This is a genomic window from Sphingobium sp. (genome assembly GCF_049304695.1).
Classification (GTDB): Bacteria; Pseudomonadota; Alphaproteobacteria; order Sphingomonadales; family Sphingomonadaceae; genus Sphingobium.
The window spans coordinates 314,128-329,376 of sequence record NZ_JBAQOK010000093.1 but is presented as its reverse complement, the minus strand read 5'-3'; the positions used below and the strand labels follow the sequence as shown (position 1 = coordinate 329,376).

The 15,249-nt window shown below is 61.4% G+C and carries 18 protein-coding genes and 1 tRNA gene; 8 read left to right on the top strand and 11 right to left on the bottom strand.

The genetic code is table 11. The annotated features are described in order from the left end of the window. Positions 1 to 306: 306 nt before the first annotated feature. Together WA070_RS19165 and WA070_RS19160 are read left to right on the top strand one after the other, a co-directional pair. Complete coding sequence (locus WA070_RS19165; protein ID WP_422635483.1) at positions 307 to 687, top strand: hypothetical protein; 381 nt, start codon at positions 307 to 309, stop codon at positions 685 to 687. A 189-nt stretch (positions 688 to 876) separates the two neighbouring features. Next, positions 877 to 1,317 carry a hypothetical protein gene (locus WA070_RS19160; protein WP_422635482.1) on the top strand — a complete coding sequence of 147 codons (441 nt, stop codon included), beginning with the start codon at positions 877 to 879 and terminating at the stop codon, positions 1,315 to 1,317. Between the two features lie 179 nt (positions 1,318 to 1,496). On the opposite strand, the gene WA070_RS19155 is transcribed toward WA070_RS19160, so the two are convergent. The 4 genes from WA070_RS19155 to WA070_RS19140 all read right to left on the bottom strand — a co-directional run bounded on the left by WA070_RS19155 (position 1,497) and on the right by WA070_RS19140 (position 5,611). Further along, a complete protein-coding gene (locus tag WA070_RS19155) occupies positions 1,497 to 2,234 on the bottom strand; it encodes a peptidase (RefSeq protein ID WP_422635481.1) in 738 nt (245 codons plus the stop codon). Positions 2,235 to 2,259: 25 nt separating this feature from the next. Continuing rightward, positions 2,260 to 3,132 (bottom strand): transglutaminase family protein, encoded by an 873-nt coding sequence (locus WA070_RS19150; protein ID WP_422635480.1) that lies wholly within the window; start codon positions 3,130 to 3,132, stop codon positions 2,260 to 2,262. A 24-nt stretch (positions 3,133 to 3,156) separates the two neighbouring features. Beyond that, a complete protein-coding gene (locus WA070_RS19145) occupies positions 3,157 to 4,089 on the bottom strand; it encodes an alpha-E domain-containing protein (RefSeq protein WP_422635479.1) in 933 nt (310 codons plus the stop codon). Positions 4,090 to 4,201: 112 nt separating this feature from the next. After that, on the bottom strand, positions 4,202 to 5,611 hold the full coding sequence (locus tag WA070_RS19140) for a circularly permuted type 2 ATP-grasp protein (RefSeq protein WP_422635478.1): 1,410 nt from the start codon (positions 5,609 to 5,611) through the stop codon (positions 4,202 to 4,204). A 143-nt stretch (positions 5,612 to 5,754) separates the two neighbouring features. Here WA070_RS19140 and WA070_RS19135 point away from each other — a divergent pair, with 143 nt between their 5' ends. The 3 genes from WA070_RS19135 to WA070_RS19125 all read left to right on the top strand — a co-directional run bounded on the left by WA070_RS19135 (position 5,755) and on the right by WA070_RS19125 (position 8,165). Then, positions 5,755 to 6,600 carry an alpha/beta hydrolase gene (locus WA070_RS19135; protein ID WP_422635477.1) on the top strand — a complete coding sequence of 282 codons (846 nt, stop codon included), beginning with the start codon at positions 5,755 to 5,757 and terminating at the stop codon, positions 6,598 to 6,600. Positions 6,601 to 6,697: 97 nt separating this feature from the next. After that, a tRNA-Met gene (locus WA070_RS19130) sits at positions 6,698 to 6,774 on the top strand. A 164-nt stretch (positions 6,775 to 6,938) separates the two neighbouring features. Then, positions 6,939 to 8,165, top strand: coding sequence for an NAD(P)/FAD-dependent oxidoreductase (locus tag WA070_RS19125; RefSeq protein WP_422635512.1), 1,227 nt, complete (start codon positions 6,939 to 6,941; stop codon positions 8,163 to 8,165). Between the two features lie 219 nt (positions 8,166 to 8,384). On the opposite strand, the gene WA070_RS19120 is transcribed toward WA070_RS19125, so the two are convergent. The 4 genes from WA070_RS19120 to WA070_RS19105 form a co-directional block, all read right to left on the bottom strand. Next, on the bottom strand, positions 8,385 to 8,933 hold the full coding sequence (locus tag WA070_RS19120) for a hypothetical protein (RefSeq protein WP_422635476.1): 549 nt from the start codon (positions 8,931 to 8,933) through the stop codon (positions 8,385 to 8,387). 173 nt (positions 8,934 to 9,106) lie between these two features. Then, a complete protein-coding gene (locus WA070_RS19115) occupies positions 9,107 to 9,487 on the bottom strand; it encodes an STAS/SEC14 domain-containing protein (RefSeq protein ID WP_422635475.1) in 381 nt (126 codons plus the stop codon). A gap of 62 nt (positions 9,488 to 9,549) precedes the next feature. Further along, positions 9,550 to 9,804, bottom strand: coding sequence for a hypothetical protein (locus WA070_RS19110; protein ID WP_422635474.1), 255 nt, complete (start codon positions 9,802 to 9,804; stop codon positions 9,550 to 9,552). An 80-nt stretch (positions 9,805 to 9,884) separates the two neighbouring features. After that, positions 9,885 to 10,076, bottom strand: coding sequence for a hypothetical protein (locus WA070_RS19105; RefSeq protein ID WP_422635473.1), 192 nt, complete (start codon positions 10,074 to 10,076; stop codon positions 9,885 to 9,887). A gap of 166 nt (positions 10,077 to 10,242) precedes the next feature. Between WA070_RS19105 and WA070_RS19100 the strand changes: the two genes are divergently transcribed. Together WA070_RS19100 and WA070_RS19095 are read left to right on the top strand one after the other, a co-directional pair. Beyond that, positions 10,243 to 11,367, top strand: a complete 1,125-nt coding sequence (locus WA070_RS19100) for a sensor histidine kinase (protein WP_422635511.1) — start codon at positions 10,243 to 10,245, stop codon at positions 11,365 to 11,367. Between the two features lie 5 nt (positions 11,368 to 11,372). Next, a complete protein-coding gene (locus WA070_RS19095; RefSeq protein ID WP_422635472.1) occupies positions 11,373 to 12,131 on the top strand; it encodes a LytR/AlgR family response regulator transcription factor in 759 nt (252 codons plus the stop codon). Between the two features lie 601 nt (positions 12,132 to 12,732). Here WA070_RS19095 and WA070_RS19090 read toward each other — a convergent pair. From WA070_RS19090 to WA070_RS19080, 3 genes are all read right to left on the bottom strand, one after another. Beyond that, positions 12,733 to 13,020 carry a type II toxin-antitoxin system RelE/ParE family toxin gene (locus tag WA070_RS19090; RefSeq protein ID WP_422635471.1) on the bottom strand — a complete coding sequence of 96 codons (288 nt, stop codon included), beginning with the start codon at positions 13,018 to 13,020 and terminating at the stop codon, positions 12,733 to 12,735. Next, the gene (locus WA070_RS19085) at positions 13,017 to 13,265 is read right to left on the bottom strand and encodes a type II toxin-antitoxin system ParD family antitoxin (RefSeq protein ID WP_422635470.1); all 249 of its coding nucleotides are present in this window, start codon (positions 13,263 to 13,265) and stop codon (positions 13,017 to 13,019) included. Before WA070_RS19085 ends, WA070_RS19090 begins: the two co-directional genes overlap by 4 nt. Before the next feature lie 137 nt (positions 13,266 to 13,402). Continuing rightward, positions 13,403 to 13,747 (bottom strand): UrcA family protein, encoded by a 345-nt coding sequence (locus WA070_RS19080; RefSeq protein ID WP_422635469.1) that lies wholly within the window; start codon positions 13,745 to 13,747, stop codon positions 13,403 to 13,405. A 664-nt stretch (positions 13,748 to 14,411) separates the two neighbouring features. On the opposite strand from WA070_RS19080, the gene WA070_RS19075 reads away from it, so the two are divergent. Then, the gene (locus WA070_RS19075) at positions 14,412 to 15,194 is read left to right on the top strand and encodes a helix-turn-helix domain-containing protein (protein WP_422635468.1); all 783 of its coding nucleotides are present in this window, start codon (positions 14,412 to 14,414) and stop codon (positions 15,192 to 15,194) included. The last annotated feature ends 55 nt before the right edge of the window (positions 15,195 to 15,249 follow it).

The following is a 15,249-nucleotide window of genomic DNA, read 5'->3' as shown; positions in this document are numbered from 1 at the left end:
ACGCCGCATTGAGAAAAACAAGCACAAGGTTGATTAACGTGTCGACGCACTGCCCGACGCGATCAGCCTTCCCATGCTAGCCACGCTTGACTGGAGGGATGCGATTATACAACCGTTACAAGTCCAGAACCACGAAGTGGTGGAGGGGTGTCGCCATCTCGATAGGGCGACACCCCTCCGTCTGGCCTGCGGCCATCCACCTCCCCTTGCAGGGGAGGATGACGGGAAACGGCCATTTTTTGATGTTCCCAAGCCTCGCTGTTGATCCCAATTGCGGACATAGCCAAAGCAGCTAAAGTCGAAAGAATGAGCACTTCAATCTCCGACCGCCTGCTTGACCAGCGCCTTCGCAATGGCATGATTGAGCGTCTACAAATGCTCGTGGATTGGACTGAAACGATAGCGGCTGTCGGTGCGGCAGGCTATTTCAACAGCTTTTTTGATGTGTTTCCAGACAAACCGCCATTGCCGGTCAATACCGTTCTGTCGTCGGAAGAATGCGAAGCTTTGACGAAAATCCTTGAACTGATGGACCAAGTGGCATCCTGCACCCGCCAGAACCTGACGGACGATGAACTGGTCGCAAGTGCGTGGCCTATGAGAATTGGCGAGCAGGCAAACTCTGCACTGTCAATCATGATGGTTCGCGGGAAGCTATCGGATGATGTTGAGGTTCCAATACCATAGCCGATGGTCGGTCTTCACCTCTGCCGTGCTGAAAGCAGAAGGTCCGCTTTCCACCCGCCGGTGCTGCTCCTTTGCTGGATCGGGTCGAGATAGAAGCTGCCCAACGGCTCTCGACCAAATATTGCCGTTCTTTTGCAGTTTCCTCACGCCCGATTGCAGACGTTGCGGTAGAATGCGAAGCATAGGCTCATGAACAAGCTAACCCTCCGCTATCAGTATGACGCCAGCTTCTTCGATCCCAAGCAGCCGACTGATGATTTCGGTCGCCTGTCCATCGAGGTGAAAACCGATCGCTTTTCAGGCGAAGGAGGCTTTTGGGTTCAATGGCAGGACGTAAAAGAGTTTGGCGAGGCTCTAAGCGCCTTCCCCATTACGACAGATCATCCAATCACGGCGCAGTGGGGGTATGAAATGCAAGAAGGCGACGATTTGATCCTGCGCCTTGAGATTGCCCCTGCGAACAATCGTGGCGATCTTGCTGTTAGATATGAAATTGCTGACGAACATGAGCCTCACTGTCGGACACGCGGATGGTTCACTACAAACTACCCTGACCTTGACCTCTTTCGTGTCAGCATAGCGCGCCTACTGGACCGGGAGGCTGAAGAAGCCATCTTGATTGGCCGGTAACGGCAGCTTCGCTCAATTTCTTGCCACAAGCCGACTGTCAGCTCCCCACCCAACTCGTCATTCCCGCGAAGGCGGGAACCCATCTCCCAAACTCTCCAGATAAAAGGGCGGGAGATGAATCCCCGCCTGAGCGGGAATGACGGTCGTGCGGTGACATACGCAGCCCCGCCCCTACCCGCTCAATCCAATACGTTCGGCAGATCCTCGAAGCCCCGGCGCAGGGCGGTGCTCCAGCCGTGGGAGATCATCGCGAATTCTTCGTTGTCCGCTTCGATCCGGGTGCGGACGCGGAAGTCGAAGGCGTCGGTGGGGATGACGGTCAGGTCGAGCGGCATGCCGACCGACAGGTTGGAGCGCAGGGTCGAATCCATCGAGACCAGCACCGCCTTTGTCGCGTCCTCCAGCGTGGTTTCGCGGCTGACGATGCGGTCGAGGATGGGCTTGCCATATTTATGTTCGCCGATCTGGAAGAAAGGCGTGTCCTCGGTCGCTTCGATGAAATTGCCCGCGCTGTAGATCAGATACAGGCGTGGTTTACCGCCCTTGCGCTGGCCAGCGACCATGATCGACGCGCTGGCGCCCGATCCGCCCATTTCGATGCTTTCGCGATAGCGGGCCTGCATGGCGCGCATATTGTCGCCCACGATTTGCGCGACGCGGTGCATGGTGTCGCAATTGAGGATGGTTTCCACGTCGGGGTCGACCTTGGCATCCTTGATCGCCTTGCTCAGCCGCGCCTTCACCCCCTGCGTGATGGACAGGTTGCCCGAACAGAGCAGCGTGATCGCCCGTTCGCCCGGCACGCTATAGGTGAAACTTTTGCGGAAGCGGGCGATATTGTCCATGCCCGCATTGGTGCGGGTGTCGGACAGCATGACCAGCCCCTGGTCAACCCGCACCGCCACACAATAGGTCATTGCCAAAAGGCTCCCGAAAATCGATTCAATCTGCTGCTTGGTTCAGCGGGTTAGCCTGCTGCTGCTGCCTCTGCAACTGCCGTTGGTCGATCATCGGCTGTGCCTGCGCGATGCGGACGTCCGCGTCGATGGTCATAACGCCCGCCATCAGCACTGATCCCCGGATCGGCGCGGCCTCATCCGCATCAAGGCCGCTGGCAAGGCGCAGATAGCGTTCGGTGACGCAAACGCGGTTGGACGGGTCGAAGCCGATCCAGCCCAGACCGGGCAACAGCGCTTCGGCCCAGCCATGGGTTTCGTGGAGTGCAGCGCCATCCCCGGCAAGCAGATAGCCCGATACATAGCGCGCAGGCACGCCGATGACGCGGGCGGCGGCGATGAATATCTGGGCATGGTCCTGACACACGCCAGCGCCCAGGGCAAAGGCCTGCGCGGCGGTAGTGGCCGATGTGGTGACGCCGGAGCGGTAGGCGACGCACGCGCTGACGGCGGCGGACAGGGCGTGCAGGCGGGCAAGTGGGTCGCCGCTGTCGGGGATGCCGTGCGCCATCGCGATGATCGCGTCGGATGGCTGGGTCAGCGACGTGCTTCGCAGATAATGGATCGGGTTGACCCGGCTGTCCGGCCCGCCGACCATCCCGTGTGTCTCGCGCGTGTCCACCAGTCCCTCCGCCACAATAACGGCCTGATCGTGGCGGTCGTGGCGAACCCAGATCGCTTCCATCTCGCCATAGCTGTTGCGGCGAAAGCCGGTGAGCGGGGTGCCGTCGATGCTGACGGTCCAGTCGCGCACGACCTGCGCGGGGGTATCGACCGGCATGAGTTTGAGGCGCATCGCCACGCGTCCGGCCGATGCGGCGTAGCGATAGATGGTCTGGTGGCGGACGAGCAACTCCATAACGCGCCGCCTCGCCTCCCCTATTCAGCCGAAATGATAGGCCTCGGCAATTTCGGCACCCAGCCGGTTGGTCCTCGACAGCCCGTGCTGCACCGTTTCATGCAGGCCGAAGCGGAAGATTTCGCCGCTGTCCAGTTGCTCCAGCGCGCTGACCATCTCGCTGATCGTGTCATGGCATGCGGCGCGGTCATCATGCCAGCCCGCCAGTCGATTGAGCCGATAGGCCAATTGATCGTAGCAATAGGCGATAGAGCGCGGGAACATGCGGTTGAGCATCAGGAAGTCGGTGATCTGCCAGGGCGTGTAGGTGCCGCCATAGACATGGTGATAGGCGCGGCCACCAGACAGCGCATGCAGCACCGACGTCCATTGATAATGATCGCGGTTGCCGCCGATGACTTCGGTTTCGGGCAGCAGGACATAATATTTGACGTCCAGCAGGCGCAGCGTCATCTGCGCCCGTTCCAGCGCGGAGCCGCAGCGGAGGAAATCATGGCCTTCGTTGCGCAACTGGCCCGAATGAGTCGCGCCGCGAAAGGTCATGACGCGGGTCTTGATCCAGTCGATCAGCGTGGGCAGTTCCTGCCGCGCTTCATCAACGCTGTAGCTGTCGAGCTTGCGCCAGCCGTCGTTGAGCGCCTCCCACATGTCCTGCGTCAACATGGTGCGCGCGGACTTGGCGTTCGACCGCGCCTTGAGCAGGCAGGAACGGATCGAACTGGGGTTGTCGGCGTCCAGCATCAGAAAGGACACGACGTCGCTTTCGGTAACCTGCACGCCTTCGGGGAATTGATGGCCCGATCCGGTCGCGCGCACGACGGAGCGCCATTCGTCGCGATGATGCGCGCCCGGCAGGATGGCCATGCGTTGCCCCATGGTCAGCAACCGCGCGGTGGATTCAGCCCGCTCCATATAGCGCGCCATCCAGAACAGGTTTTCAGCAGTGCGGCTCAGCATGGGACATTATCCCGATATGGTGTGGGCGTTCGTGCGAAACTGGATGCCGCACAATCTATCCTCCCCTTGAAGGGGAGGATGTCGGTGGACGGGGCGTTTTTCTGCATGTCCATCAATCCTGCAACACCCAGGTGTCCTTCACGCCGCCGCCCTGGCTGGAGTTCACCACCAGCGATCCTTCAGTCAGCGCGACGCGGGTCAGGCCGCCGGGGACCAGCCGGATCTGCTTGCCGACCAGACAATAGGGACGGAAATCGGCATGGCGCCCCACGACCGATGCGGGGCCAAGCGTGGGGACGGTCGACAGGTCCAGCGTAGGCTGGGCGATGAACTCATGCGGATTGGCGCGAATGCGATCGGCATAGGCGTCGATTTCGTCCTTGGTCGATTTGGGACCGATCAGCATGCCGTACCCGCCCGAACCATGGACTTCCTTGGCCACCAGTTCATGCAGGTTTTCCAGCACATAGGCGCATTCGTCGGGCTTTCCGCATTGCCACGTCTGGATATTGTCGAGGATCGGCTCCTCGCCCAGATAGAAGCGGATCATCTCCGGCACGTAGATATAGACGGCCTTGTCGTCCGCGATGCCCGATCCGGGCGCGGACGCCAGCGTGACGCCGCCATTGCGATAGACGTTGAAGATGCCCGGCACGCCCAGCAGGCTGTCGGCGCGGAATACCAGCGGGTCGAGATATTCGTCATCGATGCGGCGATAGATCACGTCCACCGCCTTTGGCCCCAGCGTCGTCTTCATCCATACCCGGTCTTCGTCGACGAACAGGTCGGCCGGCTCCACCAGTTCCACGCCCATCAGGTCGGCGAGGAAACTATGTTCATAATAAGCGCTGTTAAGCGATCCGGGCGTCAGCACGACGACGACGGGATCGCCCTTGCACGCGGGGGGGGCGACTTCCTTCAGGCTCTTGAGCAGTTCGGCGGGATAATCGTCCACCGGCGCGACCACGCCCGCCGCAAAGAGTTCGGGAAACATGCGCGTCATGATTTCCCGGTTTTCCAACATATAGGACACGCCCGAAGGGGTGCGGCAATTATCCTCCAGCACTTCAAAACTGCCCGGCCCCGTGCGCACAATGTCGATGCCGACAATGTGGCTATAGACGTTTCCAGGCGGAGAAAAGCCAGCCATTTCAGATAGATAAGCGCTGTTATTATAAATGATGTCGGCGGGCATGATACCGGCCTTCACGATTTCGCCGCCGTTATACACGTCGTGCAGAAAAGCGTTGAGCGCCCGCGCGCGCTGCCGGATCCCCTTGTCCAGCACGCGCCATTCCTGCGCGGTGAAAATGCGGGGCAACAGATCGAACGGGATCAACCGTTCCGGGTCGCCCCCCTCGCCATAGACGGCAAAGGTAATGCCGATGCGGCGGAATATCGCCTCCGCCTCGTCCATGCGTCGATTAAGCCCGGCAATGCCCGTTCGTTCGACCCATTTTTGCACTTCATCGTAGCAAGGGCGTATCGAACCATCCGGTTCGGACATTTCGTGGAAGGGCAAGTGGTCAATCCTCCCTTGGCCAGGACGGCCATCGTGGTGCGTTGCAACAATAGTGCGCGGCCGAAACCGGATTGCAACATAAAAATCGCACGCGCTGGTTCCGGTTCCGCTATTCCCTTAAATTCAGTGGTTCAGGAGGATGAATGCGGCGCGGAACAGCAGGATTATCGGCCACGATCGCAGCAGCGCTGGCGCTGGCGGGATGCGCGTCCGCCATGCGGCACGAAATATATCAGGCGGACGCCACCCCCGTCGATATCTCCCGATGGACCCGCGCCGCGCCCACACCCCTGATCGTGCGGACGCAGGACGGGCTATCACTGACCGGATATCAATGGCCCGGCGATCCTGCCGACCATGATGTCATCCTGTTCTTCCACGGGCGCGGATCGAATCAGGGGATCGCGGCGCGCTATGCCGAATATCTGACCGGGCATGGCGACCATGTGATCGCTGTGTCCTATCGCGGCTTTGGCGGCAATCCGGGCAAACCGACGCAGGCGGGGCTGGTCGCAGATGGCCGCGCCTTCGTGGCAAAAGCGCGGTCGATCGCCGGGCCGGACGCGCGCATATATCTGGTCGGCCATTCGCTGGGCGGCGCGGTGGCCCTGCATGTCGCGGCGACGGCGCCGGTCGCGGGGGTCATCACGCTCTCTACTTTCGACAAACTCGAAGAATCGGCGCCTGCGGGCATGGGCGCGCTGATCCCTGACAAGTGGAATAATCTGGATGCCGCGACCAAAATCCATGCGCCGCTGGTCATGATGCTGGGCACCGCCGACAAACGCGTGGCCATGACGCAGGGCGACGCGCTGTTCGCCACGGCGCGACCGCCCGCCACCTTCGTCACCATAGGCGACGCAGGGCATAATCCCGACATGGCGCGCATCGGCCCGCTGGTGACGAGCGCGGTGGAAGCGATGGATTCCGGGGCATTGGCACGCTGGCCCGATGCGCTGCCGCCCGGATGGAGCGTGCGGCGCAAATAAGTTGCACAGGCATAGGCAAACGCCCGTTGACCGACCCGCCATCGCTGCGTATAGCGCGCCCTCACCGCAGGGCCGCAACGCCTTGCGCAGCCCATGGGGCGGAGTAGCTCAGCTGGTTAGAGCGCGGGAATCATAATCCTGATGTCGGGGGTTCAAGTCCCTCCTCCGCTACCATTTCCCGATATCAAGGGCCGTTAGCCCGCCCTCCTCGTCCGACTATGGCGCGTAAATCCCGGATCGGGCGATCTGGTAGCGCTCCCGCATGCCAACCCCCCTTGCCACCGCCCCCAAAGCGCGCCAATCAGCCCCCCACCAACATGCAAGAGAGTAGCGGGCGGATGAGCTATTATGACGTTCTGATCGTGGGTGCGGGCCATGCCGGTGCGCAGGCGGCGATTTCGCTGCGGCAACATGGGTATGATGGATCGGTCGCGATGATCGGTGACGAAAAAGATCCGCCCTATGAACGTCCGCCGCTGTCCAAGGAATATTTCGCGGGCGACAAGAGTTTCGACCGCATCCTGATCCGCCCTGCCGCCTTCTGGGGGGAGCGTAATATCGACATGCTGCTGGGCCGTCGGGTCAAGAGCGTCGATCCCGTGGGCAAATTCGTGACCGCCGGGACGGAAGAAATCGGTTATGGCAAGCTGATCTGGTGTACCGGTGGCAGCCCCCGGATGCTGACGTGCAACGGCGCGGACGCAGCCAATGTCCATGGCGTGCGCCGCCGCGACGATGTCGATGCGATGATGGCGAAGCTGGATTCCGTGCATCATGTGACGATCATCGGTGGCGGCTATATCGGGCTGGAGGCAGCCGCGGTGCTGTCGAAATTCGGCAAGACAGTGGTGCTGCTCGAAGCGATGGACCGGGTGCTGGCGCGTGTCGCGGGCGAGGATCTGTCGCGCTTTTACGAGGGCGAACATCGCGCCCATGGCATCGACCTGCGCACCGGTGCGAAGATGGATTGCATCGAGGTGAAGGATGGGCTGGCCACCGCAGTGTTGATGGCGGACGGTGAGCGGATCGAAACCGACATGGTGATCGTGGGCATCGGCATCATTCCCGAAACCGGGCCGCTGATCGCGGCAGGCGCGGCGGGCGGCAATGGCGTGGACGTGGACGAATTTTGTCGCACCAGCCTGCCCGACATCTATGCCGTGGGCGATTGCGCATCGCACGCCAACCGCTTTGCGGGCGGCGCGCAGATGCGGCTGGAATCGGTGCAGAATGCCAATGACCAGGCAAAGGTCGCGGTCGCGCACATCATGGGCAAGGAAGATGCCTATGACGCGGTGCCGTGGTTCTGGTCGAACCAATATGATCTCAAGCTCCAGACGGTCGGCCTGTCCACCGGCTTTGATCAGACGATCACGCGCGGCGACCCGGCGACGCGCAGCTTTTCGGTCGTGTATCTGAAGGGCGGCAGGGTCATCGCGCTCGATTGCGTCAACATGATAAAGGATTATGTGCAGGGGAAGGCGCATGTGCTGTCTGGCGCGGCGCTGGATCTGGCGCAGCTGGCGGATGCAGGCGTGCCGTTGAAGGAAGTCGGCCTGGCCTGAGGCCGGGCGATCGCTCTTCGGTCAAGGGTGTGATATGGCGGACAGGGGTCGGCCATTCATGAGACGGTGACACCCCTCCGTCAGCGCTACGCACCGCCACCTCCCCTTGTCAGGGGGCGTTGCGAAATAGGTTATTCACAAATTTTATCGTCATCCCCGCGCAGGCGGGGATGACGATAATCTTAATGGAATCCGTATTTCGCAAACGGTCCCCAATCATCAGTTGGCCCGGCTCAAATCCACCTTCTCCACCCATTCAGGGTAGAATGTCGGTTCGCGGTTGGACCAGCCCACTGCCGTGGCCGCCGCTTCGCTGATCGACTGGAGCAGCACGCGCCGCTTTTCAGGATGCAGATGCGGCAGGCTCGCCGCCGCGCAGAAAGCGCCCGGCAACCATGGCCGCGATCCCGCGCCCAGCAGGCGTTCGTACAAAAAGCGATAGGCGGAAAAACTCGATAGCCGGTCCTGTCCGAGATCGAAAGCGGAGACCGTCACCAAAGGCGCCATGAACGGCTCCACCTGTTCCAGTCCGCTATCGTCGGGCACCCGCGCCTTGATCTCGTCCAGCCGTCCGTAGATGCGCGCCTGCGCCCGGATGGACGCTTCCTCCACCATGTCGCGTGACCACAGCTTCATCGCGTCGCGGCGATGCAGGCCGATGTCGAGCGATCGACGGATATAGCGTTGGGTGGATGACGGAAAACTCGCGAATTCACGCAGTTCCGAAAAGGTGATGCTTCCGTCCGCCGGTCTTGCACTCGTGCCCATATGTCTTGCCCTCCGACTTGAAGTCGATCGCCAGAACATGCGCCCTTCTTGGTTACTAAAGGCTTAAGCACCTGTTCTACCGCCATTCACAAGGGATCAGATTTCTTTGTGCGGCGCAACATGTAAGTTGGGGATTGCGACAGGAGGATGACAATCGCACGCGATCGCGTGGATCAGGCGGGCGCCGCGACATCCTCCAGCAACCATGCCAGCGCCACATCGGGCGCGGCGAATATCTGCAAATAGGGCTGGGTCATTTCCCGCTGCACCTGCATTCGCGCGATCATGCTGGGCGTCACCACCGCGATCCGCCGTGCGACCGGAAAGCCGGAAAAATGCGTTCGGAACATCGCCAGCGCGTCCTGCGGCTGCACCGCGCTCTGGCTCATGTCCATGCGCAGCAGATAGCCGGGGCGAAACCCGGCGCGCGCAAATTCCGCAAAGCAGTCCGCAGCATAGTCGGCCACATCCGTCGGCGCAAAATACCGACGCCATGCGACATCCATCAGGGCGATGTCGGACCGGAACGTGATGGAATAATGGGCGCGGGACATGTCGGACTACTTTGCTGTGCCGCCCTAAAATGTCCCGCAAACGTTAGCAAAAACCTAAAGCCTCATACGCCCTGACGCCGTTCCAGCACCGCGCCGATCATGTTGCGCCACACGGCCACGTCGCCAGCCTGCGCCATTTGCGCGTCGGGTTCGCGCAAAGTGTGGAGGATGGCATAGGCATCATCCACATGGTTCCGCCAGGCCGCGTCCACGGCGCTCGCCGCATGGGCCTCCTTACCCTCGCCATTATGGCTGAGCTGACGCCCGGCCAGGACACGGGCGATACGTTCGATCGCGGGGGTGGTGGAAGTGGGCATCGATATGTCTCTCCTCTACGCGATGGCGGCGTATTCGCCATGCCATCGCGCAAACTATCATGGATTGTGGTGGACGACCATCACTCCGCGTCTTCCTTGAAGCCCGAAGACGGCGCCGGTTCGCCATGATCGTCAGGGTGGGTGGACGATGGCGGATCGGACGCATCCATGGAATCGTCCAGTTCCTTGTCCAGCTTCTCATCGGGCGTCAGCGCCTTGTCCTGCGCCTCTGCGTCCGCCTGATCCTGATGGCTATGGGGTGTATCGGTCATATCCCGGCTCCTCTTGATGCGGGGCAGGACGCCCCGTCGTTCCATGCAATCAACGGGCAACATATCCGTGCGGTTCCGCCCTGCTTTCGACCAACATGCTGCGCCCTTCGACCAGAGGCGGCGGGCAGGGGCGACAATTCCCCTGCCCGCGCCTACACCCGACATCATGACCACCCTTCCCTCAGATACTCCCCCCAATGAAGGTCGCGGGGTGTCGCCTGCCATCGCGCTCTATTCCATCCTCGCCTTCTGGCTGTTCTACGCCATATTGGTAACGGCCCGCGCCGCGCTGATGGGGTTCGGATCGCCGCTCGAACTGGGCGCGCGTCGCGCCATCGTGACGGTCATCGGCATCGTCGTGACGTGGATTCTCTACCTCGCGCTGCGCCGTTTCGACCATAAGCCGCTGACCGTGCGCGTCGTGGCGGGCTTTTCCCTCGCCGCCCCCTGCGCGCTCGCCATGGCGCTGGCCAACTATTATATGTTCAACATCTATGACCCCGTGAACATCTTCCCCGGCGGAGACATGAAACCGGGCGACATGCAGGATCACGACATCCTGATCGGCATCGTCGAAGACACGCTCAGCCGCTATTTTTTCCTCGCCGCCTGGTCCGGCCTCTACCTCGCCCTCTCCTACGCCAGCGAAGTGCATCGCACCGAACGCCGCGCCGCCCAGCTTGAGCGCGCCGCGCAACAGGCCGAACTGCGCTCGCTCCGTTATCAGGTGAATCCGCATTTCCTGTTCAACACGCTCAACTCCCTCTCCTCCCTCGTCATGAAGGACAGGCGCGACGAAGCGGAACAGATGATCATGTCCCTCTCCAACTTCTACCGCACCAGCCTGACCGGCGATCCGCTGGATGAAGTGCCGCTGGAGGAAGAAGTCCATCTCCAGAAACTCTATCTGGATATTGAGGGCGTGCGCTTCCCCGAACGGCTGACCACCCGCATCGACATTCCCCCCGCGCTGCTCAGTGCGTGCGTGCCGGGGCTGATCCTGCAACCGCTGGTGGAAAATGCGATCAAATATGGCGTGTCCCGCACGTCCAGCCCCGTCACCATCACCATCACCGCGCGCGAAGTCGGCGACCTGCTCCACCTGACCGTCAGCGACGATGGCGACAAGCCGCCCAGCCACGCCGATCGCGGCAGCGGCATCGGCCTTGCCAATGTGCGCGACCGCCTGTCCGCCCGCTTTGGCGCTGCGGGCCGCATCGTCTATGGTCCGCGCGAAGGCGGCGGCTTTGCCGTCGACCTTACCCTCCCCATCGTCCGCAGGGGCTGCTGATACCCATGACCACCACGCCCACCATCCGCACCATGATCGTCGATGATGAACCGCTCGCCGTCGAACGGCTTCAGATGTTGTGCGCGCGCGAACAGCGCATCGCGCTGGTCGGCACCGCCACCGACGGCGAAGCCGCGCTGCGCCTGATCGAGGGGTTGAAGCCCGACCTCGTCATGCTCGACATCGCCATGCCGCTGCTCGACGGCATCGGCGTCGCCCGCGCTGTCGGCCGCATGGGCCTGCGCCCCGCCGTCATCTTCGTGACTGCGTTCGAGGGGTTCGCGGTCGAAGCCTTCGACCTAGCCGCCGTCGATTATATGCTCAAACCAGTCGCCCATGACCGGCTGACCCGCGCCATCGACCGGGTGGAAGCGGCATTACGCAACCGTGCGTCGGACGGCGGCGCAGCAACCTCGACCGAACCCCAGCCCGAATGGGCCGAGGAATTCTGGGTGCCGCACCGCGCCGAACTCATCCGCATCGCCACCAGCCAGATCGACCGGATAGAGGCCGAGCGCGACTATATGCGCCTTCACGTCGGCAGCCACAGCTACCTGCTGCACCAGACGATCAGCGCGCTGGAGGAACGATTGGACCCCCAGCAGTTCGTCCGCCTCCACCGCTCCCACATCGTCCGCCGCGACCACATAGCCCGCCTGCGCCACGACGGCAGCGGCGTGTGGTTCGCAGCGCTGGCCGATGGCGGCGAGATACGGATCGGGCGGACGTTTCTGGCGAATGCGCGGGCTATGACGGGCCGGTGATGGGGGTGGCGGAAAAACCTGGTTCCGGGGTTTCCGCGGATCCTGGCAATCCGTCAGTGTTTTTGGGGTATGACATTGGATGCTGGGGGTGTGGCTATCCGACCCAAAACGATCAATGAAAATCATGTCTCGATCACGCCGCTGGTTGGTAGCTGCCTTTACTCAGAAGCCCGCTAATTTGGAGACACCATGCGTCAAAGGCCGGAATGATGATCTATAAATCATAAATCTTTAGACCTGCCCCATGGATAGTGGTCTTGTTCGTACTGTCGATCGTAATCAGGGGCTGCACTTTGTGCTGCGTGCCTTTCGATTTCCTTCAGAGTATCGAGTGTCGCTTGAGCCAAATCGCTTTGGCTCTCGATTATGCATGGATGACAAGCCATTGAGCGCAGACAGAATATCACCAAGACGGCTGCTTATCTGAATACATGTTGCAGCTACTACCGCCAAGAACACCACGGCGATCCCAGCGAGCCAAATCATGCAAACCTCCAAACAGCGATGAAACAGAACTGGCCGAGCATTAGCTCGAACGAGTTAATCAAATGCCTGTGGTCAATGGCTTTTTAGTGCATCATCAAATATCAACAACGCCGTCCTAGAGATGCCGGTCCCTATCCTGCCTGCCATGCAGGATGCGAATGATTTCGATCCTGTCGTCAAAATCGCAAAAATAGACCATATGCGCGCCGACAGGGCATTTTAAATATCCCGCTCGCACCTGAACCGTCCTGCCCTGCTTCCTGCCAGCCGCCAATGCGCGACATAGGTCGTGAATATCGCTCGTGTAGCGATCGGCCTGATCCACGCTCCATTGGTCGGCGCTGTAATCCCATATGTCTGCAATGTCGCTCTGGGCCGCGGGCGTGAAAAGAAGCCGCTTCACGCGCCAGCCCGCTCCCTGCGTTTGCGGGCCTTGAATGCTTCGAAATCAAAGGGTTGCGGATCGCCGGATGTTTCTCCGGCAATCAGGGCATCCTGCAACGCCCGCACCTGAATTTCATGCTCTTCCAGCAGCCTCAGCCCGGCGCGTACAACATCGCTCGCCGACCCATAGCGTCCGGCCTGCACCTGCTCGCCGATAAAGGTGGTAAAATGCTCGCCGATTGTCACGGAAGTATTGCGTGCCATGGGGATAATCCTTAGTTTCCTTACAATTATTTATACCAATAAATAATACTTCTCAATACTCCCACAGCCCATGCATACAAAAAGGCCCGGCAATCCGCCGAGCCTCCCTGCTGCACACGATGCGCAACCCGCAGCAATCAATGCCCCGCGACGGGCAGCGTATCCACGCCCCGCGCATCGGCATAGCGCTCACCCGTGGCGGCGCGGGCGATGGCCGCGTTGATCGGCACCTGCACCTGCGCGATCGCCTTGGCCTTGCACGCCTGCTGCGTGGCAAGGTCGGACGAGGAACATACGCGTCCCGCCGCGCGGGCGATGCGGCTGCGCAACTGGGCCTGATCGGCCGCTTTCGACAGGTTGAGGTCGCCATGGCGCACCTCGAACGTGCGGCCGTTGGATATGAAGTCCTGTGCGGATGCAGCGCCTGCGCTGACGATCAGGCTGATGGAGGCGGCGGCGGCGAAAATGGTGGAACGGAACATGGGCATATCTCCTCAAAATCTGGTTGACCGGCACGTCGCCAAGGGGGGCTTTGCGTTGCGCCGGTGCAGATCGGGCGGGACTGCCAGAGGGCTTGTCTATCCACCCCGTCTACCCATCCTGTTTAGGCCGCGCCGTCCTTTGCCGCGCGCCCGGTTCGACGGGCGGCGACCCTCGTCTGCGAACGGCACGCCCATCGACAAAGCGCCGACCTCCCCGGACCAACAACGCCACGAACGACATGGCCGCGTGCGCAAACGGCATCTTTCCGTAACGGAAAGCGCGAATCGCAACGATTATGGAGAGAAGCTGTCCGTGCGGCACCGCGCCGACACGAAAACGCCCCCGGCGCAAGGGAAGGCCGGGGGCGTATCCAGGTTGCTGTCGGGCACCGGGATGGGGTTGAAACTCTTTGAACCACAGACGACACCATTTAAGATGAACCGTCCCTGACGGATCGCACTGTGCATCGTTCCGTTCGCTCGTCTTAGCGTCGAACCGGCGTCGCGGGGCGATCGTTCGATGATGAGTATCATCGACACGCCGGACGGCATGGCACAGCGACAAACCGTCCATGCGCATCCACCAACGACATGGCGCATTGGGGACAGGGACAAATTTTTAGGGGTAGCTGGCCCGTCCTACCCCATTAGGGTGGCCACCATCATGACCACACAGGACCAACCCGACATCGCGACCCTGACCGAGCGCGAAAAACAGACGCTGCGCCTCATGGTCCGTGGCCATGACGCCAAATCCATCGCGCGCGACCTTGGCCTGTCTGTCCATACGATCAACGAGCGGCTGCGCGACGCCCGGCGCAAGCTGGCGGTGTCGAGCAGCCGCGAAGCCGCCCGCCGCCTGTTGGATGCGGAAGTCAGTTCATCCCCCGATTATGTGACGGACAAGCAAATCGGGGAAGATCGCGCGATCGGGGACGCGCATCAGGATGCCGCGCCGATCGACGGCGCCGGGCGACCCGACAGCCGCCCGCGGACCATTATAGGAGCTATCCTCATGACAATGTCTCTTGGCCTGCTGGCGCTCGCCCTGACTCCCAACGCCCAGGCTCCCAACGCCACGACGCCCGCCCCCGCTACCCCCACCGCGCAGACATCGCCGGACGCCGCCGTCGTGGACGCCGCCCGCCACTTTCTGACGCTGGTCGATCAGGGCCGCTGGGACGACAGCTATGCCACGACCGGATCAGCCTTCCGCAAACTCAACACGGCGCAGGTCTGGGCGGATATCTCGCAAAAAGTGCGCCCGCCGCTGGGCGCCTTGATCTCCCGCACCTTGCTGAGCCAGCAAGACCTGCCCGCTCCGCCCGCCGGTTATCAGGTCGTCACATTCCGTACCGCATTCGCCAACAAAGCGAAGGCGATAGAAACCGTCTCACTCGAACGGGAAGACGGCGCATGGCGGGTGGTCGGCGTCACCATCGAATAAGCTCTCCTCGCCATTATAAGGGGTGCGCCCATTTATAATGGCATCTTCCCCTTTT

What these genes read in the sequence shown, in the direction of transcription:
- WA070_RS19165 (WP_422635483.1), top strand. Translation starts at nt 307, where the DNA reads ATGAGCACTTCAATCTCCGACCGCCTGCTTGACCAGCGCCTTCGCAAT.
- WA070_RS19160 (WP_422635482.1), top strand. Translation starts at nt 877, where the DNA reads ATGAACAAGCTAACCCTCCGCTATCAGTATGACGCCAGCTTCTTCGAT.
- WA070_RS19155 (WP_422635481.1), bottom strand. Translation starts at nt 2,234, where the DNA reads ATGACCTATTGTGTGGCGGTGCGGGTTGACCAGGGGCTGGTCATGCTG.
- WA070_RS19150 (WP_422635480.1), bottom strand. Translation starts at nt 3,132, where the DNA reads ATGGAGTTGCTCGTCCGCCACCAGACCATCTATCGCTACGCCGCATCG.
- WA070_RS19145 (WP_422635479.1), bottom strand. Translation starts at nt 4,089, where the DNA reads ATGCTGAGCCGCACTGCTGAAAACCTGTTCTGGATGGCGCGCTATATG.
- WA070_RS19135 (WP_422635477.1), top strand. Translation starts at nt 5,755, where the DNA reads ATGCGGCGCGGAACAGCAGGATTATCGGCCACGATCGCAGCAGCGCTG.
- WA070_RS19125 (WP_422635512.1), top strand. Translation starts at nt 6,939, where the DNA reads ATGAGCTATTATGACGTTCTGATCGTGGGTGCGGGCCATGCCGGTGCG.
- WA070_RS19120 (WP_422635476.1), bottom strand. Translation starts at nt 8,933, where the DNA reads ATGGGCACGAGTGCAAGACCGGCGGACGGAAGCATCACCTTTTCGGAA.
- WA070_RS19115 (WP_422635475.1), bottom strand. Translation starts at nt 9,487, where the DNA reads ATGTCCCGCGCCCATTATTCCATCACGTTCCGGTCCGACATCGCCCTG.
- WA070_RS19110 (WP_422635474.1), bottom strand. Translation starts at nt 9,804, where the DNA reads ATGCCCACTTCCACCACCCCCGCGATCGAACGTATCGCCCGTGTCCTG.
- WA070_RS19105 (WP_422635473.1), bottom strand. Translation starts at nt 10,076, where the DNA reads ATGACCGATACACCCCATAGCCATCAGGATCAGGCGGACGCAGAGGCG.
- WA070_RS19100 (WP_422635511.1), top strand. Translation starts at nt 10,243, where the DNA reads ATGACCACCCTTCCCTCAGATACTCCCCCCAATGAAGGTCGCGGGGTG.
- WA070_RS19095 (WP_422635472.1), top strand. Translation starts at nt 11,373, where the DNA reads ATGACCACCACGCCCACCATCCGCACCATGATCGTCGATGATGAACCG.
- WA070_RS19085 (WP_422635470.1), bottom strand. Translation starts at nt 13,265, where the DNA reads ATGGCACGCAATACTTCCGTGACAATCGGCGAGCATTTTACCACCTTT.
- WA070_RS19080 (WP_422635469.1), bottom strand. Translation starts at nt 13,747, where the DNA reads ATGTTCCGTTCCACCATTTTCGCCGCCGCCGCCTCCATCAGCCTGATC.
- WA070_RS19075 (WP_422635468.1), top strand. Translation starts at nt 14,412, where the DNA reads ATGACCACACAGGACCAACCCGACATCGCGACCCTGACCGAGCGCGAA.